This is a genomic window from Williamsia herbipolensis, from assembly GCF_000964005.1.
In the GTDB taxonomy this organism is placed as follows: Bacteria; Actinomycetota; Actinomycetes; order Mycobacteriales; family Mycobacteriaceae; genus Williamsia_A; species Williamsia_A herbipolensis.
In genome coordinates this window covers 323,322-346,861 of record NZ_JXYP01000021.1, presented here as the reverse complement: position 1 = coordinate 346,861, position 23,540 = coordinate 323,322, and the positions used below count along the sequence as shown (strand labels likewise).

The 23,540-nt window shown below is 68.8% G+C and carries 20 protein-coding genes; 14 read left to right on the top strand and 6 right to left on the bottom strand.

Features of this window, described 5'->3' with window-relative positions:
• Positions 1-18 precede the first annotated feature (18 nt).
• Positions 19-654: a hypothetical protein gene (locus tag TU34_RS12835; RefSeq protein ID WP_052688901.1), complete on the bottom strand. Its 636-nt coding sequence runs from the start codon at positions 652-654 to the stop codon at positions 19-21.
• Positions 651-1,256 (bottom strand): hypothetical protein, encoded by a 606-nt coding sequence (locus tag TU34_RS12830; RefSeq protein ID WP_052688900.1) that lies wholly within the window; start codon positions 1,254-1,256, stop codon positions 651-653. The genes TU34_RS12835 and TU34_RS12830 overlap by 4 nt, the downstream gene beginning before the upstream one ends.
• A gap of 167 nt (positions 1,257-1,423) precedes the next feature.
• On the opposite strand from TU34_RS12830, the gene TU34_RS12825 reads away from it, so the two are divergent.
• The 6 genes from TU34_RS12825 (at position 1,424) to TU34_RS12800 (ending at position 9,106) form a co-directional block, all read left to right on the top strand.
• Positions 1,424-2,557 carry an alpha/beta hydrolase gene (locus tag TU34_RS12825; protein ID WP_238981277.1) on the top strand — a complete coding sequence of 378 codons (1,134 nt, stop codon included), beginning with the start codon at positions 1,424-1,426 and terminating at the stop codon, positions 2,555-2,557.
• A 125-nt stretch (positions 2,558-2,682) separates the two neighbouring features.
• Positions 2,683-3,882 carry an oxygenase MpaB family protein gene (locus TU34_RS12820; RefSeq protein ID WP_045823349.1) on the top strand — a complete coding sequence of 400 codons (1,200 nt, stop codon included), beginning with the start codon at positions 2,683-2,685 and terminating at the stop codon, positions 3,880-3,882.
• 47 nt (positions 3,883-3,929) lie between these two features.
• Positions 3,930-5,312 carry a homogentisate 1,2-dioxygenase gene (gene hmgA, locus TU34_RS12815; RefSeq protein WP_238981276.1) on the top strand — a complete coding sequence of 461 codons (1,383 nt, stop codon included), beginning with the start codon at positions 3,930-3,932 and terminating at the stop codon, positions 5,310-5,312.
• On the top strand, positions 5,309-6,790 hold the full coding sequence (locus tag TU34_RS12810; protein ID WP_045823192.1) for an aldehyde dehydrogenase family protein: 1,482 nt from the start codon (positions 5,309-5,311) through the stop codon (positions 6,788-6,790). Before hmgA ends, TU34_RS12810 begins: the two co-directional genes overlap by 4 nt.
• Complete coding sequence (locus TU34_RS12805) at positions 6,790-8,007, top strand: CaiB/BaiF CoA transferase family protein (protein ID WP_045823191.1); 1,218 nt, start codon at positions 6,790-6,792, stop codon at positions 8,005-8,007. Before TU34_RS12810 ends, TU34_RS12805 begins: the two co-directional genes overlap by 1 nt.
• 34 nt (positions 8,008-8,041) lie before the next feature.
• Positions 8,042-9,106, top strand: coding sequence for a lipocalin-like domain-containing protein (locus TU34_RS12800; protein WP_045823190.1), 1,065 nt, complete (start codon positions 8,042-8,044; stop codon positions 9,104-9,106).
• 32 nt (positions 9,107-9,138) lie between these two features.
• Here TU34_RS12800 and TU34_RS12795 read toward each other — a convergent pair whose 3' ends face one another.
• Complete coding sequence (locus tag TU34_RS12795) at positions 9,139-9,690, bottom strand: type II toxin-antitoxin system PemK/MazF family toxin (protein ID WP_045823189.1); 552 nt, start codon at positions 9,688-9,690, stop codon at positions 9,139-9,141.
• A 9-nt stretch (positions 9,691-9,699) separates the two neighbouring features.
• The gene (locus tag TU34_RS12790; protein WP_045823347.1) at positions 9,700-10,350 is read right to left on the bottom strand and encodes an alpha/beta hydrolase family protein; all 651 of its coding nucleotides are present in this window, start codon (positions 10,348-10,350) and stop codon (positions 9,700-9,702) included.
• Between the two features lie 155 nt (positions 10,351-10,505).
• Between TU34_RS12790 and lepA the strand changes: the two genes are divergently transcribed.
• Genes lepA through TU34_RS12775 form a run of 3 tightly spaced genes read left to right on the top strand, consistent with a single transcriptional unit; the run spans position 10,506 to position 15,425 of the window.
• The gene (gene lepA / locus TU34_RS12785; protein WP_235456763.1) at positions 10,506-12,371 is read left to right on the top strand and encodes a translation elongation factor 4; all 1,866 of its coding nucleotides are present in this window, start codon (positions 10,506-10,508) and stop codon (positions 12,369-12,371) included.
• A 45-nt stretch (positions 12,372-12,416) separates the two neighbouring features.
• A complete protein-coding gene (locus TU34_RS12780) occupies positions 12,417-14,462 on the top strand; it encodes a M3 family metallopeptidase (protein WP_045823187.1) in 2,046 nt (681 codons plus the stop codon).
• A gap of 57 nt (positions 14,463-14,519) precedes the next feature.
• Positions 14,520-15,425: a cation diffusion facilitator family transporter gene (locus tag TU34_RS12775; RefSeq protein ID WP_045823186.1), complete on the top strand. Its 906-nt coding sequence runs from the start codon at positions 14,520-14,522 to the stop codon at positions 15,423-15,425.
• A 22-nt stretch (positions 15,426-15,447) separates the two neighbouring features.
• Here the strand turns inward: TU34_RS12775 and TU34_RS12770 are convergent, their stop codons facing one another.
• On the bottom strand, positions 15,448-17,577 hold the full coding sequence (locus TU34_RS12770) for a glycoside hydrolase family 15 protein (protein WP_420835180.1): 2,130 nt from the start codon (positions 17,575-17,577) through the stop codon (positions 15,448-15,450).
• A 33-nt stretch (positions 17,578-17,610) separates the two neighbouring features.
• Here TU34_RS12770 and TU34_RS12765 point away from each other — a divergent pair, with 33 nt between their 5' ends.
• The 5 genes from TU34_RS12765 to TU34_RS12745 all read left to right on the top strand — a co-directional run bounded on the left by TU34_RS12765 (position 17,611) and on the right by TU34_RS12745 (position 22,073).
• On the top strand, positions 17,611-17,811 hold the full coding sequence (locus tag TU34_RS12765) for a hypothetical protein (protein ID WP_045823346.1): 201 nt from the start codon (positions 17,611-17,613) through the stop codon (positions 17,809-17,811).
• A 434-nt stretch (positions 17,812-18,245) separates the two neighbouring features.
• On the top strand, positions 18,246-19,313 hold the full coding sequence (locus tag TU34_RS12760) for a sulfate ABC transporter substrate-binding protein (RefSeq protein ID WP_045823184.1): 1,068 nt from the start codon (positions 18,246-18,248) through the stop codon (positions 19,311-19,313).
• Positions 19,310-20,167, top strand: coding sequence for a sulfate ABC transporter permease subunit CysT (gene cysT, locus TU34_RS12755; protein ID WP_045823183.1), 858 nt, complete (start codon positions 19,310-19,312; stop codon positions 20,165-20,167). The genes TU34_RS12760 and cysT overlap by 4 nt, the downstream gene beginning before the upstream one ends.
• Positions 20,164-21,081, top strand: a complete 918-nt coding sequence (gene cysW / locus TU34_RS12750) for a sulfate ABC transporter permease subunit CysW (protein WP_045823182.1) — start codon at positions 20,164-20,166, stop codon at positions 21,079-21,081. Before cysT ends, cysW begins: the two co-directional genes overlap by 4 nt.
• Positions 21,078-22,073, top strand: coding sequence for a sulfate/molybdate ABC transporter ATP-binding protein (locus TU34_RS12745; RefSeq protein ID WP_045823181.1), 996 nt, complete (start codon positions 21,078-21,080; stop codon positions 22,071-22,073). Before cysW ends, TU34_RS12745 begins: the two co-directional genes overlap by 4 nt.
• A gap of 14 nt (positions 22,074-22,087) precedes the next feature.
• On the opposite strand, the gene TU34_RS12740 is transcribed toward TU34_RS12745, so the two are convergent.
• The gene (locus TU34_RS12740; RefSeq protein WP_052688899.1) at positions 22,088-23,521 is read right to left on the bottom strand and encodes a S1C family serine protease; all 1,434 of its coding nucleotides are present in this window, start codon (positions 23,519-23,521) and stop codon (positions 22,088-22,090) included.
• Positions 23,522-23,540: the final 19 nt, after the last annotated feature.

The window sequence follows — 23,540 nt, the reverse complement described above, 5'->3', positions numbered from 1 at the left end:
TGGCCGGTGGCGGCCGCGTCAGATCGGTTCGAAGCGATCGATCAGCCACCGCCCGTCGACCTCGGTGAGATGCACCCGGATCGCGGTCGACGTCACCGACGCCGCGCCCGATGCCGGGGTCACCGACTGGTTGACGAACACGAGGGCCCCGGCCGAGCCCTGGTCGACGCGGATGGTCGAGGTACCCGCGACCGCGGCCTCCGACGACAACCCGCGTGAGCGTGCGTTCGGGGCAATGGCATCGGTCCCCAGCTTGGTGTAGTAGTCGCGGAAATCACCGGTGAGAAACGTTGCCGCGCGCGCGAGATCGGCATCCACGCTGCCCGCGCGGTAGGTCAGGACTGCGCGGGTGCCGTCGGTCGCCGCGGTCATCACGTCGGCGCGGGAGGCGGCGACCGCGGCCGAGTCACGGTGTTCGAGATGGAAGTACAGCGAGGTGGCGCCCAGTGCGACCACCACCGCGCCGGCCCCACCGGTGAGGACGACCGTACGCCGTCGTGTGCGCCGCGGAGTTCTCTCGGTTGCCTCGGGGCGTTCGATGGCCACCGCTTCCTCTGCTCCGTCCGGAGCGCTGTCGGTGTCGATGGTCATGTCGGTGTCGGGCTCGTCGGTCGTGTCGATGGTCGGCGCGTCGAGATCGTCGTGTGTGGTCATACCGCGAAATCCACCTTCGATGTGAGGATGCGGTCGCCGTCGTGGGCGAGCGTGAGTCGCAGACGCCATACGCGGGGTTCGTTGTCGGCGCCGGCGCCGTTGGTGACGGTGGACGTCGCCGCGACCAATACGCTCGCCGTGCGGGAGTCGGAACGCTCGATCCCCGCCTCGGTGACCGAGCCCTTGGTGCTCACCGCGGCCTGACGCACCACGGACACGAAACTGTCCGCGCGGGAGGCGAACTCCGACCGGAACTCACCCGTCCCGCCGTCGAGGATGCGGTCGGTGACCGCCGAGGCGTCCGCGGGGTCGACCGTGATCAGGTTCAGCACCATCTGACGTGCCGCCGAGAGATAGCGCCCGTCGAGTGCCACCCGCTCGGTGTCGGCCACGGTCTCGGCGTGCGTCCACCACGTCGTCGCACCGGCGCCGGCGACGAGCAGCGCGGCCGCCAGCGGCACCACCGCACGACGGAGTCGGTGAGCGGAACCCCGCTCGGGCGTGGGCTCGTCGAGTGTGTCGGCGCTGCCGTCGACAGTGGCGGTCGCCTCGTCGTCGGTGGTCTCGTCGCCGGGTGCCTCGGCGGCGCCTGTTCTGGTCATGGCTGTCTCCTCGAAGTCGAATCACATACCATCCGGTATGGTACAGTATGCCTGTGATTCAGGTCGCAGAACGCGACCCCCATCGAGAGGGAGGTACGTCGCCGGTGATCGCAGTTCTCGTCGATCGGTTCCAGCGCATACCGTTTCGTCCGGCGAACGACGGTCGCGTGGAGAGTCATTCGGGCCTCACCCGCCACTATCCGACCCTGGCGGCGAACTTCGTTGCCGGCGAGACATATTCGCGCGAGGTCGGCATCCTCATGGCGCATCCGGCATCGAGTTTCATCACCCACTTCCTGCTCCGCGGGCTCGCCGAGCGCGGTCTGCCGATGATGGCGGTGAACACCCGCTACACCACTAACGAGCCGGCGTTGATCATGGAACGCGCCGCCGACGACCTCGGTCAGGGCGTGCGGTGGATGCGCGAGGAGCTGGGATTCGAGAAGGTGATCCTGCTCGGGTTCTCCGGGGGCGGATCGCTCGCGTCGTTCTATCAGTCGCAGGCACTCTCGCCGACGGTCGCCCGGACGCCGGCAGGCGATCCGTTGGACCTCGGTGAGTGCGAACCGGCCGACGGACTGGTCCTGGTCGGTGCGCACCCCGGTCGTGCGCGCGTACTCCGGCACTGGATCGACGCCGCGGTGACCGACGAGGCCGATCCGTACGCGACCGACCCCGACCTCGACCTGTACGCGCCGGATCGCACGGTCCCGCTCGACCGTGAGTGGGTGTCGGCCTACCGCGACGCGCAGCTCGCCCGTGTCCGTCGAATCGACGCGTGGGCGCTCGAACAGATCGAACGTCTCGAGAAGACGGGAGCGTCCGATCGAGCGTTCGTGGTCCACTACACCGTGGGCGATCCCCGCTTCGTCGACGTGACCCTCGATCCGAGCGACCGCCTGGTCGGCAGCATGTACGGCGACCCGCAGGCCGCCAACTCCGCCGCCGGTGGGCTCGCCCGCTTCGCGACGGCGCGGAGTTGGTTGAGCACCTGGAGTTTCGACCACACCCACGCCGATGCCCTGCGCAACCTCACCACGGTCACCACCCCGACCCAGATCGTGTGCCTGCGCGCCGATCAGGCGGCCTTCGTCAGCGACTCCGACGACATGGCCCGGGCATCGGGCGACCCGGACGTGTCACATGTCGAACTCGACGACCTCAACCACTACCTCGTCGACCAGCCCGACGGCGTGACCCGTATCGCCGAGACCATCGGTGACTGGCTCCCCACGCGGGGATTCGGCGTCGGCGAGTACGTCAACCACCGCCCAGACCACCACGCAGCGGAGATCGCATGACCACCCACGCAGACGACCCGACCGTTGCCCCGGCTGTTGCCCCGACGGGGGCCCCGGCCGAACGTTCGGGTTTCGACGACCTCGTACACCCCGACGTCGCAACGGCATTCCCGTATCGCGAGGGCATGAACACCCCCGGGATGCGTCGCGCACGCACGCTCGCGCGTCGGCTCACCGGCAAGGACATCTTCCCGACCCAGGACCAGATCGACGCGTTCTGTGCGGACATGTTCACCGCCGACCCGGTCGCCGAGCGGTTCGTCGACGAGGTCTTCTACGGCGACATCGGCCCAGTCGAGGGTCGCGCGATGTTGAAGAAGGCACTCGCCGAGGGATTGTCGTCGATCGACAACCCCCCGCCGTCGATGGTCGCGTTGTTCGAGGAGTTCGAGTCGGTACCCGACTGGGTGGACCCCGAGGTGGTCGAGGCCGGTGCCCGCATCTGGCGGCGGTGGGGGACGATGCTGTTCAGCGTCGCGGGCGGCATCACCCTCGAGATGTACACCGAGGCAGCTGTCGCGACACCGCTGTCGCTGGCGGGTGGGTACGCGGGCGACAACGCGTTGCGCCGATTCCTCGAGACCGCTCGGTTCTGGATCGACGTGTCCGAGCCGGGTGCACTGTTCACACCGGGATCGACCGGACGGGCGACCGCCATGATGGTGCGCGTCATGCACGTCTCGGTCCGGCGTCGCGTCGCCGAACACCCCGAGTGGGACACCTCGAAGTGGGGTATCCCGATCAGCCAGTCGTACATGATGATGACGCTTCTCGGCGGCAGCGTGGCACCCGCGCTCGCGCTCTGGACCACGGGTATCCAGACGACCCGCTCGGAGATCTACGACCTCATTGCCTTCCAGCGCTACCTCGGCCACGTGGTGGGCGTGCGCAGCCGCTGGTATCCCCAGACCATCCCCGACTCGTTGCGACTGCTGGCGCTGGTGTCGGTCGCGCGCAGCCACGACGCCGGGGATCACGGCGCCGAACTGATCACCTCGTTCCCGAAGGCGTTCGCGGCCCGTGACGGCCACACCGGTGTGCGGCGGTTGCGGGAGGTCTACAACGGCGGCGTCTACGCCGCCTACGCGCGACTGTTCATGTTCCCGCAGACCTATCGCCGATACGAGATGCCCTCGGCCTTCCCGTGGCTGTTGTGGGTCCTCGGACGCGTACCGCTCATCGCCGGTGTCGAACTCGCGCGGCGCGTGCCCCCGATCGGTCGCGTGCACGAGAAGTGGATGCGGTGGCACCGCGAGAGCTGGTACCGAGCCCAGATGGACGGCCGTGAAGCCGAATTCGACGCATCGGGCGCACTCCGTCGCTGACGGCACCCGACCCGTACCCGTCACCACCCCGTGAAGGAACCGACACGATGACCCAGATCACCGACCGCCCTGCGACCCAAGCCCCGGCGCGGATGCGCACGTCGCTCGACTATCTCCACGGCTTCGGCAACGAGCACCACTCCGAGGCCGTGCCCGGCGCGCTGGTGTGGGGGCAGAACTCGCCGCAGCGAGCCCCCATGGGTCTCTACGCCGAACAGATCTCCGGTACCGCGTTCACCGAGCCGCGCGGGATCAACCGCCGCACCTGGATGTACCGGATCATGCCCACCGCCGCGCACGGCGCGTACCACCGGATCGACGACCGCCACCTGGCCACCGCGCCGATCGCCGGCGACGCCGACCCGAACCGACTCCGGTGGAACCCGCTGCCGCAGGAGACCTCGACCGGAGACTTCCTCGACGGTCTGTACACGATCGGCGCGAACGGTGATGTGCTGGCGCGCACCGGTATCGGCGTCCACCAGTACACCGCGGCGCGCTCCATGACCGACCGCTACCTCGCCGACGACGACGGCGAGCTGCTCATCGTGCCCGAGACCGGCAGCATCCGGGTGCGGACCGAACTCGGTGTCATCGAGGCCCGTCCCGGTGAGGTCGTGCTGATCTCGCGCGCCATCAAGTTCGCGGTCGACGTCCTCGACGGACCGATCCGCGGGTACGTGTGCGAGAACTACGGTGCTCCGTTCGTTCTGCCCGATCTCGGCCCCATCGGCGCCAACGGACTGGCGCACGCGCGCGACTTCCGGCACCCGGTCGCGGCATTCGAGGAGGGGACCCGCTCGGTCGAGCTCGTCGTGAAGTTCGGCGGTCACCTGTGGGCGACCGAACTCGACCACTCTCCGCTCGACGTGGTGGCCTGGCACGGCAACCACGGTTGCCACGTCTACGATCTCGAGTCGTTCAGCTCCATCACCAACGCCAACGTCGACCACCCCGATCCCTCGGTGTTCACCGTGCTCACCTCACCGTCGGGGCATCCCGGGCAGGCCAACGTCGATTTCGTCGCCTTCCCGCCCCGCTGGATGGTGGCCGAACGGACCTTCCGTCCGCCGCACTTCCATCGGAACGTGATGACCGAGTTCATGGGTCTGATCTACGGCGTCCACGACTCCAAGGCGGAGGGCTTCCTGCCCGGTGGGGCCAGCCTGCACAACATGTTCGCCGCGCACGGCCCCGATCTCGCCACCTTCGAGATGGGTACGGACGCCGACCTCGAACCGCAGTACCTCGCCAACACCATGGCGATCATGTTCGAGACGCGCTTCCCGCTCGTCACCACCCCGACGGCCATGTCGGCCGCTCACCGCCAACCCGACTACGACGCCGTCTGGTCGGGCCTCACACCGCATTTCGACGCCCAGGCCACCGGCACCACAGTCGCCACCGAGACAGATCCGAGGACACGATGACCGCACCCGCTCTCGCCCCCGTCGTCGATCCGGTACTATCGGACCCGACACTGCGCATCGGCGGTGTCGCTGTCGCGGCCTCCGACGGAGGCACCTACACCTCGATCAACCCGGCCGACGAGTCGCTGGTCGTCGAGATCGCAGCGGCGACGACCGACGACGTCGACCGGGCCGTCGCGGCGTCGCGTGCGGTGTTCGACAGCGGTGTCTGGTCGGAACTCCCGGGATCGGAGCGCGGCCGGATCCTCGCGCGCGCCGCCGACCTCATCGAGGCCGACGCCGAGAACCTGGCCGCGCTCGAGGCCGTCGAGATGGGAAAGCTGTACCAGCACAGCGTCGCCGGTGACATGCCCGTCACGGCGGGGACGTTCCGACACTTCGCCGGGTGGGCGGACAAGATCACCGGCCAGACCACCGCACTTCCCGACTTTGCCGGCCAGCACCGGTTCGGTTTCACGATGCGCCAACCGGTCGGTGTCGTCGGCGCCATCACGCCGTGGAACAACCCGGCGGTCATCGCCGGATGGAAGCTCGCCCCCGCGCTCGCCGCCGGTTGCACCGTGGTGGTGAAACCGGCCGAGGACGCGGCGCTGTCGACCATCCGCCTCGCTGAGCTGCTCACCGAGGCCGGCCTGCCCGACGGTGTGGTGAACGTGGTCACCGGCCTCGGGCCGGTCGCCGGCGCCGCGCTCGCCGGACACGCGGGCCTCGACAAGATCACCTTCACCGGCAGCCCGCGCGTCGGGCGCGGCATCACCCCGCTCGCGGGCGACAAGTTCCGCAAGATGACCCTGGAGCTCGGCGGGAAATCGCCCCAGATCGTCTTGCCCGACGCCGATCTCGACGCCGCCATGCCCTGGATCGCGATGGGCAACTTCTATCACCAGGGGCAGGTGTGTGCCGCCGGCACCCGCGTCCTCGTGCACGAGTCCATCGCCGACGACGTCGTGGCGCGCCTGGTCGCCATCGCGGAGAGCTCGGTGATCGGCGATCCGCGCGACCCCGCCTCGACGATGGGCACCATCGTCAACGCCAAGCAGCTCGACGGCATCCTCGGCTACATCGAGACCGGGAAATCCGAAGGTGCGCAGCTCATCACCGGCGGCGCGCGCGTGGACCGACCGGGATTCTTCGTCGAACCCACCGTCTTCCGCGGCACCAACGATCTCACCATCGCGCGTGAGGAGATCTTCGGGCCCGTCGCCACCGTCATCACCTTCCGCGACACCGACGAGGCGATCCGGATCGCCAACGACACCCGCTTCGGACTCAACGCGATGATCTACACCTCGGATCTCTCCACCGCGCACTCGGTCATCCCGCGGCTACGGGTGGGGACGGTGTGGGTCAACGGATGGGGTGTCCCCGAACCGCATCTGCCCTGGGGTGGACGGGAAGCCAGCGGTTTCGGTCGCGAACTCGGTCTGTCGGGGGTCACGGCACACACCGAGGAGAAAACCGTCCACCTCGCCTTCTGATGACGACCACCACCGACGACACCGGCGCACTCGCCGGTGTCCGCGTTCTCGAGCTCGGTTCGCTGATCGCAGGGCCGTTCGCGGCCCGCCTCCTCGGCGACATGGGCGCAGACGTGATCAAGATCGAGGCCCCCGGCCAACCCGATCCGCTCCGTACCTGGGGACAGGCGGAGGTCGACGGCGAGCACGTCTTCTGGACGGTCCACGCGCGCAACAAGCGCGCCGCCACCCTCGACCTGCGGACCGACGCCGGGCGACGGTTGTTCCTCGACCTCGCCGAGCACGCCGACGTGATCGTGGAGAACTTCCGCCCCGGCACACTCGAGCGGTGGGGGCTGGGTTACGACGTCCTGTCCGAACGCAACCCGCGCATCATCGTCGCGCGGGTGTCGGGGTACGGACAGACCGGCCCGCATGCGCAGCGTGCGGGGTACGCGTCGGTGGCCGAGGCGGTCAGCGGCCTCCGTCACCTCAACGGGTTCCCGGGTGGTCCGCCGCCGAGGCTGTCGTTGTCGCTCGGCGACACCCTCGCCGGCGTCTTCGCCGCCAACGGCGTCCTCGCGGCGCTGCACGCCCGCACCCGGACCGGTGTGGGCCAGGTGGTCGACGTCGCCCTGACCGAGGCATGTCTGGCCGTCGTCGAGTCGACGATCCCCGACTACGACGTCGCCGGTGTGATCCGGCAGCCGTCGGGCACACGACTCGACGGCATCGCACCCTCGAACCTCTACCGCACGAGAAACGGTGTCTGGCTGGTGATCGCGGCGAATCAGGATTCGGTCTTCGGCCGTCTGAGCACGGCTCTCGGTGTGCCGGGATGGGCGACCGACCCCCGGTTCGTCGACCACCTGGCGCGCGGGCGTCACCAGGATCTGCTCGACGAGATGATCGCCGAACGCGTCGCCACCCGCGACGCCGAGGACATCGTCGAGATGCTCTCCGCCGCAGGCGTACCCGCACGGCGCGTCAACACCGTCGCCGAACTCGTGGAGGACCCGCAATTGCGGGCTCGCGACATGCTCGTCGCGCACGATGACGAGCGGCTGGGGCGAGAAGTGCTGGGCCCCGGCGTGATACCGCGCCTGACCGGAACGCCGGGATCGGTGCGCTCGGCGGGTTCGGCGCGACCGGGCCAGCACAACCGTGAGATCTACACCGAGCTGCTCGGACTCACCGACGCCGACCTCGGCGCCCTCGTCCGCGAGGGGATCGTATGACCACACCAGTACACCACCACGAACGGAGCCCATCGTGAGCAGAACCGACCTGGTCGAGGCCTGGAACGGCCCCGGACGAGCCGACGGGTCGTTGACCGACGTACGCCCGGAACACAATGCGCTGCACGCGTCGACGAAGCTGACGGCGTTCGAGCACTGGTATTTCGACGCCGCCCTCGACAACGGCTACACCGTGGTCGGCTTCCTCACCAAGCGTCGCCCCGAAGACCTGCCGCGCAGCCGCCCGTGGGTGGAGATCATCCTCTACGGGCCCGACGGCAGCCGCCGACAGATCGCGCAGCGCTACCCGGCGCGTGCATGCCACTTCTCGGTCGAGAAGTGCGACGTCGCGGTTGGGGAGAACTTCGCCTACGTGACGTTCCACGACGAGCTGCCCACCTACACCGTACATTTCGCCGAGGACGACGTGGTGATCGATCTCGAGTTCGCGAACGAGATCGCGCCCTGGATGCCGGGGCAGGGCGAGACGCATTTCGGCAACGGCGAGGTGTTCGGCTGGTGTGTCGGGGGACCGCGGGCGAAGGTCACCGGTCGCCTGTCGATCGGTGCGAAGCGGTGGGAGGTGACCGGCACCGGGTACGCCGATCACAACTGGGGCGTCGGGGACATGCGCAAGGTCATCGACCGCTGGCACTGGGGCCGCCTCTACGTCGAGGACTACTCGCTCCTCTACGCGGTGGTGTTGACCCAGGAGGGGTACGGATCCCATCAGATCGCCCCGGTGATGGTGGCCGACGGCGCCGAGGTGATCCTCAGCAGCGGTGAGGCCGTCCTCGAGGAGGGGCCCCTGCTGCCCGACGCCGACGCCGGCCGCGACTACCCGTCGTGGATCTCGCTGACCATCCCGGGACGACTCGAACTGCGACTCGACGTGCGCACGGTCCTGCACGGTCACGACCTGCTCGGCGACATCCCCGTCGTCGGCAGCAAGGTGCTGCGGCCGCTGGTGAGCCGCCTCGTCGGGCATCCCGGGTACTTCCGGTTCGAGTCCGACTTCCGACTGTCGGTCACCCGCGACGACGGGCGCGTGGACGTCCGGACGGGCACCACGCTGCACGAGTTGGTCGCCCTCCGCTGACGGCGGAGGTGTCTGCCCGGTGAGGGGTCGGGTCAGGACCAGCCGTAGGTGGAGCGCAGGGCGGCGGCGACGCGGTCGAAACGGTCACGGTCGAGGACGGCACCCTCGCGACGGATGCCCTGCTCGGGCACGTCGAGGACACGGTCGAGGCGCAGGTAGCTGGTCTTGTGGCCGCCGTCCCAGCCGCCGGTGCCGATCTCCATCCAGTTGGCGTCGTCGGCGCGGTGCCCCTGACTCGACAGCATCAGCCCCAGCAGGTGTTCCCCGTCGCGGCCGACCACCAGCACCGGACGGTCCTTGCCCTGTGACGCGTCCTCCTCGAACGCCACCCATGTCCACACGATCTCGCCGGGGTCGGCCGCGCCGTCGAGCGCGGGGGAGTACTCGATCCGGCGCGCCCGGTCGGCGGTGGGGCGGTCGGTGTCGGTGATCGGCCGACCGGCACCGGTGTTCGCGCCACCGTTCATCCGTGCCGTGATCGCCTCTCGGCCCTTGTCGATCGCACCCGACTTCTGCAGTTCGCGGTACAGACGCGGGCCGTACTGACGGGCGAGGCGCAGGGCGGTGGTGGTCCAGGGAGCCATACGACGAATCTAGTCAGTCACCGTGTGGAGCAGGTGGGCCAGCACGGCGTCGGCCGTCATCGCCGCCGTCGGCTTGCGGTCGGGACGCAGATCGTGACCGGTGCCGGGGATCTCCACCAGCGTGGTCGCGCCGGGGATCAGGTCGAGCGCCGCCGTGATCTCGTCGGTGGTGGCGAACGGGTCCGACGGTCCGTGCACGACCACGGTCGGGCAGCTGATCGTTGGGAGATGTTCGGTCCGTGCGCGTTCGGGTTTGCCCGGAGGGTGCAGCGGGTACGACGTGAGCAGCAGCGCGTCGGCCACCGACGGATCCTCGGCGACGGCCGTCGACGCCTGCCGTCCGCCGTAGGAGTGCCCGCCCACGATGAGCGGGCCGGTGCAGCCGGCGTCGACGCCCAGGCCGCGCACCACCTGCGCGGCCGCGGCGATCCCGGCCCGATCGGCGGCCGCTCCCGACGGACTCGGCGGACCCTTGGGCCGTTTCTGACGGTAGGGCAGGTCGATGCGGGCGACGAGGAGTCCGCGATCGGCGAGCTCGGCCGCGAGCAGTCGCAGCACCAGCGCGTCGTGGTCGCTGCCCGCCCCGTGGGTGATCACGGCCGCCGCGATCGGCGTGCCGACCGGACGGTGCAGCACACCGACGACACCGTCGCCACGCAGATCCTCCGGGGCGGGGAGAGCACCCGGGGATCCTGCGGGGACACGGTCGGCCACGAGCCTCACGCTAGTCCCACGGCGGGTGCGACGACTCGCGAGGAAGGGCTGCCGGCGCGGACGTGCGAAACTTGCAGGTACGCGTCATCGCCCCACGAGGAGTGAGTTCGATTCCCAGCTTCGCCGACACGACCTTCACCGATCCCGCCCGGATCCGGAACTTCTGCATCATCGCCCACATCGACCACGGCAAATCGACCCTGGCCGACCGGATGCTGCAGCTCACCGGTGTGGTGGAGGAGCGGGCCATGCGCGCGCAGTACCTCGACCGGATGGACATCGAGCGCGAGCGCGGCATCACCATCAAGGCGCAGAACGTGCGGCTGCCATGGGAGGTCACCGACAACGGTGTGACCACCGAGTACGTGATGCACCTCATCGACACCCCCGGACACGTCGACTTCACCTACGAGGTGTCGCGCGCCCTGGAGGCGTGCGAGGGAGCGGTGTTGCTCGTCGACGCCGCGCAGGGCATCGAGGCCCAGACGCTGGCGAATCTCTATCTCGCCATGGACAAGGACCTGACGATCATCCCGGTCCTGAACAAGATCGATCTGCCCGCCGCCGATCCCGACCGCTACGCCGCGGAGATCGCTCACATCGTGGGCTGTGACCCCGACGACATCCTGCGCGTGTCGGGCAAGACCGGCGTGGGTGTCCGTGAACTGCTCGACGAGGTCGTCCGGCTGATCCCGGCGCCGGTCGGCGACGACGCGGCCCCCGCGCGGGCGATGATCTTCGACTCGGTCTACGACACCTACCGCGGCGTGGTCACCTACGTGCGCGTCGTCGACGGGCGGCTCGAGCCCAAGGCGAAGATCGAGATGATGTCGACCGGCAGCGTGCACGAATGCCTCGAGGTCGGCATCGTCTCCCCGGAACCGAAACCCACCAAGGGCCTCGGCGTCGGCGAGGTCGGCTACCTCATCACCGGTGTGAAGGACGTGCGGCAGTCCAAGGTCGGCGACACCGTCACCACCGCGCGCAACGGTGCGACCGAGGCGCTGACGGGCTATCGCGAGCCGCGCCCGATGGTGTACTCGGGCTTGTACCCGGTCGACGGGTCGGACTACCCGGACCTGCGCGATGCCCTGGAGAAGCTCCAGCTCAACGACGCCGCGCTCACGTGGGAGCCGGAGACGTCGGTGGCACTCGGTTTCGGGTTCCGCTGTGGGTTCCTGGGTCTGTTGCACATGGAGATCACCCGCGAACGCCTCGAGCGGGAGTTCAACCTCGATCTGATCTCCACCGCACCCAACGTCATCTACCGACTCGTCGGCGAGGACGGCACCGAGATGGTGGTGACCAACCCGTCGGACTGGCCGGATGGCAAGGCCAAGGCCATCTTCGAGCCCATCGTGAAGACGACCGTGATCGCCCCGAGCGAGTTCGTCGGCACCATCATGGAGCTCTGTCAGTCCCGCCGCGGCGAACTCGGCGGCATGGACTACCTGTCGGAGACGCGCGTCGAACTGCGGTACACGATGCCGATGGCCGAGATCATCTTCGACTTCTTCGACGCCCTCAAGTCACGGACACGCGGCTACGCGAGCCTCGACTACGAGGAGGCGGGCGAGCAGGAGTCGGCGCTGGTGAAGGTCGACATCCTGCTGCAGGGTGAGGCCGTCGACGCGTTCAGCGCGATCGTGCACAAGGACGGCGCCTTCGCCTACGGCAACAAGATGACCCTGAAACTCAAGGAGCTCATCCCGCGCCAGCAGTTCGAGGTACCGATCCAGGCCGCAGTGGGGTCGAAGATCATTGCGCGCGAGAACATCCGGGCGATCCGCAAGGACGTCCTGGCCAAGTGCTACGGCGGTGACATCAGCCGTAAGCGCAAACTCCTCGAGAAGCAGAAGGAAGGCAAGAAGCGGATGAAGACCATCGGTCGTGTGGAGGTCCCGCAGGAGGCCTTCGTGGCGGCGCTGTCGTCGGAGGCGGGCGGGGACAAGCCGAAGGGCAAGTGACTCGCCACCGGTACACCGGTGGGGCCGCGCACTAGGCTCGAGGTCATGGCAACGAACCCGGTCCTCGCGCCCAGCCGACATGTCCACGGGCTGCCCGATTTCGGGTCGATCTCCGACGACGACTTCCTGCCCGCGTTCACCATCGCGATGGCCGAACACCTCGTCGAGATCGAGGCCATCGCGACCGACACCCAGGACCCGACGTTCGCCAACACCGTGGAGGCGCTCGAACGGTCCGGTCGGCTCCTCGGGCGCGCGGTCGGCACGTTCTTCAACCTGGTCGGCCCCGACACCAACCCGCAGCGCAACGCGATCGCGCAGGAACTCGCGCCTGCGCTGACCGATCACCAGAACACCATCGCGCTGCATCCGAAGCTGTTCGCCCGCATCGCATCGCTGCACGCCCGTCGCGCCGATCTCGGTCTCGACGAGCCGTCGATCCGACTGCTGGACAAGCGATATCGCGAGGCCATCCGCGCCGGTGCCGGACTCGACCCCGACGAGCAGCAGCAGATGCGGGAGATCTCCTCGCGGCTGTCGGTGCTGACGACCACGTTCACCCAGGCCGTGCTCGACGAGAGCAATGACGCCGCGGTCCTCGTCGAGACCGCCGCTGAACTCGACGGCCTGTCGGCGTCGTCGATCGCCGCGGCCGCCGACGCCGCGCGCGCCGCCGGTCACGACAGCGGTCATCTGCTGGCGCTGGAGTTGCCCAGCAGTCAGTCCGCCGTGGCCTCCCTGACCGATCCCGCGACGCGTGCTCGGGTGTTCGAGGCCTCGATCTCCCGTGGCCTGCGCGGCAACGACCACGACACCCGCGCGACCATCATCGAGATCGTCACGCTGCGGGCCCGTCGCGCCGCGCTTCTCGGATACCGCGATCACGCCGAGTTCGTGATCGCCGAGCAGACCGCGCCCGACGCCGAGGCCGTCGAGACGATGCTGGGCGACCTGATCTCGTCGGCCATGCGCGCCGGCGGGCGTGAGCTGACGCGGTTGCGCGAGTTGGCCGGCGAGCACATCGCACCGTCGGACATCACCTACTGGCTCGGTGTCGAGCAACGGCGCGGTGCGGCGGTCTCGCTCGACAATTTCGCCGACTACTGCGATCTCGACCGCGTGCTCACCGACGGCGTCTTCTTCGCCGCCCGATCGCTCTACGGCCTGCAGTTCGTCGAACGTGGCGATCTGCCGACCTACCACCCCGACGTGCGCACGTGGGAGGTGTTCGACGCCGAGGGCGTGTCGATCGGTCTCTACCTCGGCGACTACTTCGCCCGATCCAGCAAGCGTGGCGGCGCGTGGATGAACAACATCGTCGACCAGTCCACGCTTCTCGGCGAGCAGCCGATCGTGGTCAACGTCTGCAACTTCACCCGTCCGCAGGCGAACGAACGGTGCCTGCTCAGCTTCGATCAGCTCACCACGCTGTTCCACGAGTTCGGTCACGCCCTGCACGGGCTGCTGTCGGCGGTGCGTTTCCCGGCGCAGTCGGGTACCTCGGTGCCGCGCGACTTCGTCGAGTTCCCGTCACAGGTCAACGAGATGTGGTCGCTGCACCCCGATGTCCTCGCCAACTACGCACGGCACCACCAGACCGGTGAACCGATCCCCGCCGAACTCGCCGAGGCCGCACGCGCCGCGACATCGGTCGAATCGGCGCACAGCACCATCGAGTACCTCGCGGCCGCCGCCCTCGACCTCGCCTGGCACCGCATCACCCACGACGAGATCGCCGCGGGCGCATTGGAGGTCGGCGTCGAGGCGTTCGAGGCCCACGCGCTGAGCCGCGCCGGTGTCGCGAGCGAACTGATACCGCCGCGCTACCGCAGTGCCTACTTCAACCACATCTTCGGCGGGGGTTACGCGGCCGGGTACTACTCCTACATCTGGTCGGAGGTGCTCGACGCCGAGACCGAACAGTGGTTCCTCGCGCACGGCGGTCTCACGCGCGCCAACGGCCGTCGGTTCGCCGAGGCGACGCTCTCGCGCGGTGACAGCGTCGACCCCATCGCCTCACACGAGGCGCTGCTGGGCCGTCCGGCCGAGATCGCCCCGCTGCTCTCCCGCAAGGGTCTCGTGCGCGTCTGACACACCGATCGGCGATGCGGTGACGCTCACGGATCGGGCCGGGCACAGAATGGTCCGGTGACCTCCGAAGCCCGCGCCGACCTGTCGCGATTCGCCCTGCTCAGTCTCGCGGCGTCGCTCGTCGTCATCACCCTCAAGGTGATCGCCTGGCAGGTGTCGGGTTCGGTGGGCCTGCTCTCCGACGCCGCCGAGTCGTTGGTCAACGTCGTCGCGGCCATCGCGGCGTTCGTGGCCCTGAAGGTCGCCGTCAAACCCGCCGACGACGACCACAACTTCGGCCACACCAAGGCCGAGTACTTCTCCGCGGTGTTCGAGGGCGTGATGATCGTCGTCGCGGCCGGGATCATCATCGTCGCCGCGGTCGACCGACTCCTGTCGCCGGCCGAACTCGAGTCCGTCGGACTGGGTCTGGTGATCTCGGTGGTCGCGACGGTCATCAACGGCGTGGTGGGCCTCTACCTCATCCGCATCGGCCGCCGGCATCGTTCGCTGTCGCTGGAGGCCGACGGCAAGCACCTGCTCACCGATGTGTGGACGACTGCGGGGGTCGTGATCGGTGTCCTGCTGGTCGCGCTCACCGGGTGGCTGCCGCTCGATCCGCTCATCGCGATCGCGGTCGCGGTGAACATCCTCGTCGTCGGAGGGCGACTGGTCTGGCAGTCCGGCGCCGGGCTGATGGACACCGCGCTCCCCGACGACGAACGCGCGAAGCTCGATGCCGTCCTCGACGGCCACCGCAGCGACGAGATCGACTTCCACGACGTCCGCACCCGCGAGGCCGGTCACGAGCGATTCCTGCAGTTGCACATGCTCGTGCCCGGCGAGTGGAGTGTGCAACGCGGCCACGACCTCGTCGAACGGGTCGAGACCGACCTCGTCGACGCCCTCGAGCACCTGCACGTCGCGATCCACCTCGAGCCGATCGGCGACCCCCGCGCCTACGAACCGTGGCGTCTGGACTGACGGCGGCGCGCTCGAGGCGGTCTCAGGCGTTGGCGGGCACGAACGTGCCGTGCGAGCCGGCCTCCTCGGCGCGGATGACGTGCATGACCGCGTTGATGAGCGCCAGGTGGGTGAACGCCTGCGGGAAGTTGCCGAGGTGGCGTCCGGTGTTGGAGTCGATCTCCTCGGCGTAGAGCTTCAACGGACTCGAGTAGCTCAGCAACCGCTCGCACAGGTGCTTGGCCCGGGTCAGCTCGCCGATCTCCACCAGTGCCGACACCAGCCAGAACGAGCAGATGGTGAACGTGCCCTCCTCGCCGGAGAGTCCGTCGTCGGTCTCCTCGACGCGGTAGCGCAGCACCAGGCCGTTCTCGGTGAGTTCGTCGGCGATGGCGAGGACGGTGTTGCGGACCCGCTCGTCGTCGGACGGCATGAATCGCAGCAGCGGCACCAGTAGCAGCGACGCGTCGAGGGCGTCGCTGCCGTAGCGCTGGGTGAACACGCCCTTGTCGTTGACGCCGTGTTCGAGGATGTCGGCCTTGATCTCGTCGGCGATCTGCGCCCACGTCTGCGCATACGACTTCTCGCCGTGCATGGTGGCCAGCCGTGCCCCGCGGTCCAGCGCGATCCAGCACATCACCTTCGACGAGGTGAAGTGCTGCGGTTCGCCGCGCACCTCCCAGATACCGCGATCGGGTTTGCGCCAGTGCTTCACCGCCTCCTCGACCTGCGCCTTGAGGACCGGCCACAGGGTCTCCGAGATCGTCTCGTTCGACTTCATGTTGAGATACACCGAATCGAGCATGGTGCCCCAGATGTCGTGCTGCGACTGGTTGTACGCGCCGTTGCCGATGCGGACCGGTCGGGCGCCGTCGTATCCCGAGAGGTGGTGCAGCTCCTCCTCGTCGAGGGTGCGCTCGCCCCCGACGCCGTACATCACCTGCAGGGGATGGTGTTCGCCGTTGGTCGCTCCGGACACGTCGGCGATGAAGGAGAAGAAGTCGTCGGCCTCGCGGTCGAGCCCGAGGGTGTAGAGCCCCCACAGGGCGAAGGTCGAATCGCGTACCCAGGCGTAGCGGTAATCCCAGTTGCGTTCGCCGCCGGGCGTTTCCGGCAGCGACGTGGTGGCCGCGGCGAGCAGTGCGCCGGTGGGCGAGTAGGTGAGCCCCTTGAGTGTCAACGCACTGCGCTGCAGGTGTCCCCGCCACGGATGGTCGGGGAACGAGCCGATGTTGATCCACTGGCGCCACGACTCCGAGGTCGCCCACATCTTCTGCGCCGCCTCCTCCCAGTTCTGCGGCGCGGGCTGCGACGACCAGCTCAGCGCGATGAACCGGTTGTCGCCCTCGTTCAGTCGCGACCGGGCCCGGGCCTCGCGGCCCTCGAGTCCGAGCTTGAAGTTCGTGGTCAGCTTCAACGTCGGCGACGGGTGGGTGGTGTCGGACGCGGTGGCGATCGCCTCGCCGTAGGCCGGGCCGGAGTACTCCCACGTGGTGGTGCCGCGGTGGTAGTCGAAGGCCGGTTCGCAGCTGACCGCCACCTCGACCGTGCCGCTGACACAGCGCACCGTGCGCAGCAGGATGTGCTCGGCATCCCAGTCGGTCGGCGTCCGCCGATGCGTGCGCGAGCGGGTGTCGTTGTCGTGCCAGGGGCCCATGACCAGTGCGTCGCGCACGATCATCCAGCCGGTGTCGGTCTGCCATGTGGTCTCGACCATCAGGCTGCCGGGCAGGTAGCGGCGATCGACCGGCACGTTGACGCCGTACGGTGCGACCTTGAAATGCCCGGCCGAACGGTCGAGGATCGCGCCGAAGACGCTCGGGGAGTCCGGTCGGGGTACGCACATCCACTCGACCGCGCCGTTGCGGGCGATCAGACAGTTCGTCTCGCAGTCGGAGAGGAACGCGTAGTCGTCGATCGGCGGGAACGCGTTGTGCGTCGCCGTCGCCGGCGTGAAGCCGCTGATGTCGGAGGCGTGGGCGAGTCCCGGGGTGCCGGGTACGGGACGGCCCGAGTCGGTGGCACCGGGGACCGCAGTGGCCGCGCCCTCGTGGGCAGGGGTTGTCATCGGTCCATCATGGGTGAGGGGACACGCCGTGCGCCACAGCAAGGCGTCGGGTCGCGTGACCTCGTCGGGTCGGCCGGGTGTGGGCGCCGTCCGCTTTAGAACCACGGTGAGTTAAATCGTTCGCGCTACGCTGTGGCGGTGAACGGGATCCGGACGTGGTGGGACGGCGTCGAGGCGTGGTTGACCGGTTTGTCGTTCGTGCCGCAGCTGCTGGTCAGCCTGGCGGTGCTCATCCCGCTGGCGATCCTCGCCGCCATCGTGCTCAACGCACTGGTCAACGGCGTGCTGCATCTCGTCGACCGGTTCGCGCCCTGGCGCACCACCCGGACAGAGCCCTGAGGTGCCGCGTTCCCGCGTCACCCTTGCGCTGATCGCACTCCTCGTGCTGGTGCTCGTCGCCTGGCTCGCCACCCGTTAGTCCTGCTCAGAAGCTCGACCGTCGCCGCCTTCGCAGCGCGGGGCACCGTACTGCTCTGCTGATAATCTTCCGGCTGTGATCGCATCGCCGCGCTACCGGACACACCTCCGGATGGCCCTCTTCGCAGTGGAATACCGCTGTGTCGCAGACATTCACTGTCGCTGACACCCGGTCCTCCCCGCGCCCCGCGCATGCTGCCCTCGGCGCCCGTCGCCTCTCGAACGTGGCCGCCTCCCGCCGACATCCGGCCCCGCCGAATCCCGTCCCACTCGTGAAGGGTGTGTCCGTGCCCGAACTCCGTCCCCCGCGCCGCCACCGATGGCGTGCTCACCGACGCGCCTATGGTGCCTGCCTCGTGGCCGTCGGCCTCGTGGCGACGCTGACCGCCTGCGGTGGTGGCTCCACCGACACCCCCGGCGGCCGTGACATCTCCAGCGGCTCCCACCACGTGAACCTCATCGCCTACGCGACCCCGAAACCCGGTTTCGACAAGATCATCCCCGCGTTCCGCGACACCGACGCCGGGTCCGACATCGGGTTCTCCCAGTCCTACGGTGCGTCGGGTGACCAGTCGCGCAAGGTCGCCCGACGGGTGCCCGCCGACGTCGTCAACTTCTCCGTCGAGCCCGACATCACGCGACTGGTGAAGGCAGGCGTGGTCGACGAGGACTGGAAGACCCAGCACCCCAACAACAGCACCCCGTTCGGGTCGGTGGTGGCGCTCGTGGTCCGCCAGGGCAACCCCAAGAACATCCGCGACTGGGACGACCTGCTCAAGCCCGGCGTCGAGGTCATCACCCCGAACCCGGGAAGCTCCGGTTCGGCCAAGTGGAACCTGTTGGCGCCGTTCGCGGCCAAGAGCGACGGCGGCGTCGACGAGAAGGCCGGCCTGGCCTACGTGAGCGACCTCGTGCGCGACCACATCCGCGTCAACCCGAAGTCGGGTCGCGAGGCCACCACCACGTTCGAGCAGGGTCAGGGCGACGTCCTCATCAGCTACGAGAACGAGGCGATCATGCTGCAGCGCAAGAACGGCACGGCCCCGGCGTCCCAACGCGTCGACTACGTGATCCCGCCGCAGACGTTCAAGATCGAGAACCCGGTCGCGGTGGTGAACACCAGCGACGACAAGGCGTCGGCCGAGAAGTTCGTCGAGTTCCTCTTCACCGATGAGGGACAACGCATCTGGGCCCAGCAGGGCTTCCGACCGGTCACCCCGTCGGTGATCGCCGCGACCCGCTCGCTGTTCCCCGGCACCATCGACAAGCTGTGGACCATCTCCGCCCTGGGCAAGGTGCTCGGGAAGGGCACCGCCGCCGAGAACAAGGGGAAAGACCTGACCGGGTGGAAGGCCGTCGACGCGGAGTTGTTCGGCACCAAGGGCGCCATCAGCAGGATCTACGACGCAGGAGGCAAGGCATGACCACGGTGCAGGTCGAACCGCCCGACACCCCGCCCGCGCCGACACTCGCCGGCGGCCGACGCATCACCGGCGCCGGCCCCCTGGGTATCGGCGTCGCCGGGCTCTGGCTCACCGTCATCGTGCTGCTGCCGCTCGCGGCGATCACGACGAAGTCGTTCGACGACGGATGGAGTGGCTTCTGGACGGCGGTCACCGCCGACAACGCGGTCGCATCGATCCGGGTGACCGTGCTGGTGTCGATCGTGGTCGCTCTGATCAACGTCGTGATGGGCACGGTGATCGCCTGGGTGCTCGTCCGTGACGAGTTCCCCGGCAAGGGGATCGTGAACGCGCTGATCGACCTGCCGTTCGCGTTGCCCACCATCGTCGCGAGCCTGGTGCTGCTGTCGCTCTACGGACCCAACAGCCCCATCGACATCCAGCTCAACGCCACCCAACCCGCCCTGGTGATCGCGCTGGCGTTCGTGACCCTGCCCTTCGTGGTGCGCCAGGTGCAGCCTGTCCTCATCGAGGTCGACCGCGAGGTCGAGGAGGCCGCCGCGTCGCTCGGCGCCTCGAACTGGACCATCTGGACGAAGATCGTGGTGCCGTCGCTGGCCCCGGCCATCCTCACCGGCGCCGGTCTGGCCTTCACCCGCGCCATCGGCGAGTTCGGGTCGGTCGTCCTCATCGGCGGCAACATCCCCGGCGACACCCAGGTCGCCTCGCAGTACATCCAGCAGCAACTCGAGGTCGACGCACCGGTCGACGCCTCGGCGGTGTCGGTGGTGCTCCTGCTGATCGCGTTCGTGGTGCTCTTCGTGCTGCGGATCGTCGGTCGTCGCTCGGCCAAGCGTGAGGGGGCCGACCGATGAAACTGTCACCCACCTCGCGCTACGGTCTGCGCGCCCTCGCGCTGATCTACCTGTTCGTCCTCCTTGTGGTCCCTGTCGCGCTGATCTTCTGGCGATCCTTCGAACACGGCCTCGGCCAGTTCTGGGACTGGATCACCACGCCGGCGGCCATATCGGCGCTGCAGCTGAGTCTGCTGATCGTCGTGATCGTGGTGCCGCTCAACGTCGTGTTCGGCATCGCCACCGCGATCGCGTTGGTGCGCGGTCGTTTTCGCGGCCGCGGAATCGTGCAGGCGATCATCGACCTGCCGTTCGCCGTCTCGCCCGTCGTCGTGGGTGTCTCGCTGGTGCTCCTGTGGGGTTACGGCGGCTGGTTCGGCGGTGTCGAGAGTCTCGGCTTCCGCGTGATCTTCGGCCTGCCCGGCATGGTGCTCGCCACCATCTTCGTGACGCTCCCGTTCGTGGTGCGCGAGGTCGAGCCGGTGCTCCGTGAGATCGGGACCGAGCAGGAGGAGGCCGCGGCCACCCTCGGTGCCAACGGGTGGCAGACCTTCCGCCGGATCACCCTGCCCGCCATCCGGTGGGGACTCACCTACGGGGTCGTCCTCACCGTCGCCCGCAGCCTCGGCGAGTACGGCGCGGTGATCATCGTGTCGTCGGGGTTCCCGGGGATCTCCCAGACCCTGACGCTGCTGGTCTCCTCGCGCTACACCGACGACTACAACGAGTACGGCGCCTACGCCGCGGCGACCCTGCTCATGCTCATCGCATTGCTGGTGCTGGTGGCGATGACGCTCATCGAACGCCGCGGACTCGCCGGCCGACTGGCCAAGGGTGCCCGGCGCGGCAGCACCGACGACCCCGTTCCCACGATCGACCCCGCCGCCGAACAGGTGCCGGACACGACCACCGCCGACAAGGAGTACGCACGATGACGATCTCGGTCTCCCGCGCGAACAAGCGCTATGGCGATTTCGCCGCCCTCGACGACGTGTCGCTGGACATCCCGGCGGGGTCGCTCACCGCGCTGCTCGGCCCGTCGGGTTCGGGCAAGTCCACCCTGTTGCGGTCCATCGCGGGCCTGGACTCCCTCGACTCGGGTGTGGTGAGCATCAACGGCGAGGACGTCACCCGGGTCTCGCCGCAGAACCGCGACATCGGGTTCGTGTTCCAGCACTACGCGGCGTTCAAGCACATGACGGTCCGCGAGAACGTCGCGTTCGGTCTGAAGATCCGCAAGCGGCCGAAGGCCGAGGTGACCCGCAAGGTCGACGAACTGCTCGAGGTGGTGGGCCTGGCGGGGTTCCAGACCCGGTATCCCGCACAGCTCTCCGGCGGTCAGCGTCAGCGCATGGCGCTGGCGCGGGCGCTGGCCGTCGACCCGCAGGTGCTGCTCCTCGACGAGCCGTTCGGCGCGCTCGACGCTAAGGTCCGTGAGGATCTTCGCAAGTGGCTGCGACGACTGCACGACGACGTCCACGTGACGACGGTGCTGGTCACCCACGACCAGCAGGAGGCGCTCGACGTTGCCGATCGCATCGCGGTCCTCAACCGCGGTCGGATCGAGCAGGTCGGGAGCCCCGACGACCTCTACGACCGCCCGGCCAACGAGTTCGTCATGGGCTTCCTGGGTTCGGTCGCCCGGCTCAACGGTTCTCTGGTGCGGCCCCACGACATCCGTGTAGGGCGCTCACCCGATCTGGCCCTGGCGGGCGCAGATTCGGCCGCCGCTGCGACCGGCGTCCTCAAGGCCACTGTGGCGCGCGTCGTGCACCTGGGCTTCGAGGTGCGGGTGGAGCTCGTCAACGCCGCCACCGGCGACGACTTCCACGCCCAGATCACCCGCGGCGACGCCGAGGCGCTGTCGCTGTCGGACGGAGACGAGGTCTACGTCCGCGCCACACGCGTCCCGACGATCGCCGGCTGAGCGGGCGCACCGCGTCACTGCCCGAACGGATCCAGTTCCCCGAACGGCGACCCCTGGTCGGGTGAACCCTGGTCGGGTGAACCCTGATCCGGCGAACCCTGCTGCGACGGAGCCGACTGTGTCGACACCGTCGTGGTGGCGTCGTCCTTGGCGCTGCCCAGCGTCACGGTCAGTTTCTCCGACTTCCCGCTCGTGTCGGTGACGGTGATCGGGATCTGCTGACCGGGCTGATGGCGCAGGACCTGCGCCATCAGGTCGGCGTAGTTGCTGATCGGGCTGCCGTCGATGGCGGTGATGACGTCGCCGGCGCGCAAGCCGGCGCGGGCGGCGGCACCGTCGGCCGACACCGATCCCACGCGGGCTCCGTTGACGCTCGTCTGCGAGGCGTTGGTGGCCTGCGACAGGGAACCGGAGACGCCCAGAACGGGTTTGGTGGCCGTGCCGTCCTGCATGAGCTGTTCGGCGACACGCTTGGCGGTGTCGACGGGGATCGAGAACCCCAGGCCGAAGGCCTGCACGCCGCCGCTGGAGGCCTGCCCGGTGTCGACGGCGGAGTTCACGCCGACCACCTGACCCTGCAGATTGACCAGTGGCCCACCGGAATTGCCGGGGTTGATCGGTGTGTCGGTCTGCAGTCCGTTGTAGACCGCGACCTGTGAACCGGATTCGTCGCCGGCGGTCACGGTGCGGCTCAGGGCGCTGATGATGCCGGAGGTGACGGTGTTGGACAGATTCTCGGGGCTGCCCACGGCGACGACCTGCTGGCCGACCTGCAGTCCGTTCGACTGTCCGAGGGTGGCCGGGGTGAGGTTGCTGACGCCGGAGACCTTGATGACGGCGAGGTCGTAGGACGGTGCGACACCGGTGACGGTTGCGGCGTGGGTGCTGCCGTCGGGGAGGGTGACCTGGATCCGGCCGCCGTCGCCGACGCCGGACACCACGTGGTTGTTGGTGAGTGTGTATCCGTCTGCGGTGAGGATGATCCCGCTGCCGACCGCGGTGCCCTGGGCCCCGGAGACGGCGATGTCGGCGGTGGATTTCGAGGCGACCTTGGCCGCGTAGGTGACCGAGCCGGGGCTGGCGTTCACCGTGCCCGGCGACGACGGGACCGAGGTCAGGGCGGCCGGGGTGGAGTCGCGGTGGTCGAGCAGTGCGACACCGCCGGCGCCGAGACCGCCGCCGATCAATCCGGCCGCGAGGACGGCGACGAGAACCGGCGTGCCGGAGCGATGCCGGGGTGTGGGTGCCGGCGGGGTGGCGGCGGTGGCCGCCGGCGTGGTCCCGAAGGGCGCGGTCGCCCCCGGGTCGGGCTGCGGCGCACCGTATGTCGGGAAACTCCCGTATACCGGGGGTGCCGCGTAGGCCGGGTTCGACCGGTACGGGTCGCCGTCGGCGTGGGCGGGATTGTGGTCGTGCGGGTTCTGGTGGTCGTCGGGGTTCTCGTGCATGACACCACCGTCCGCGCCG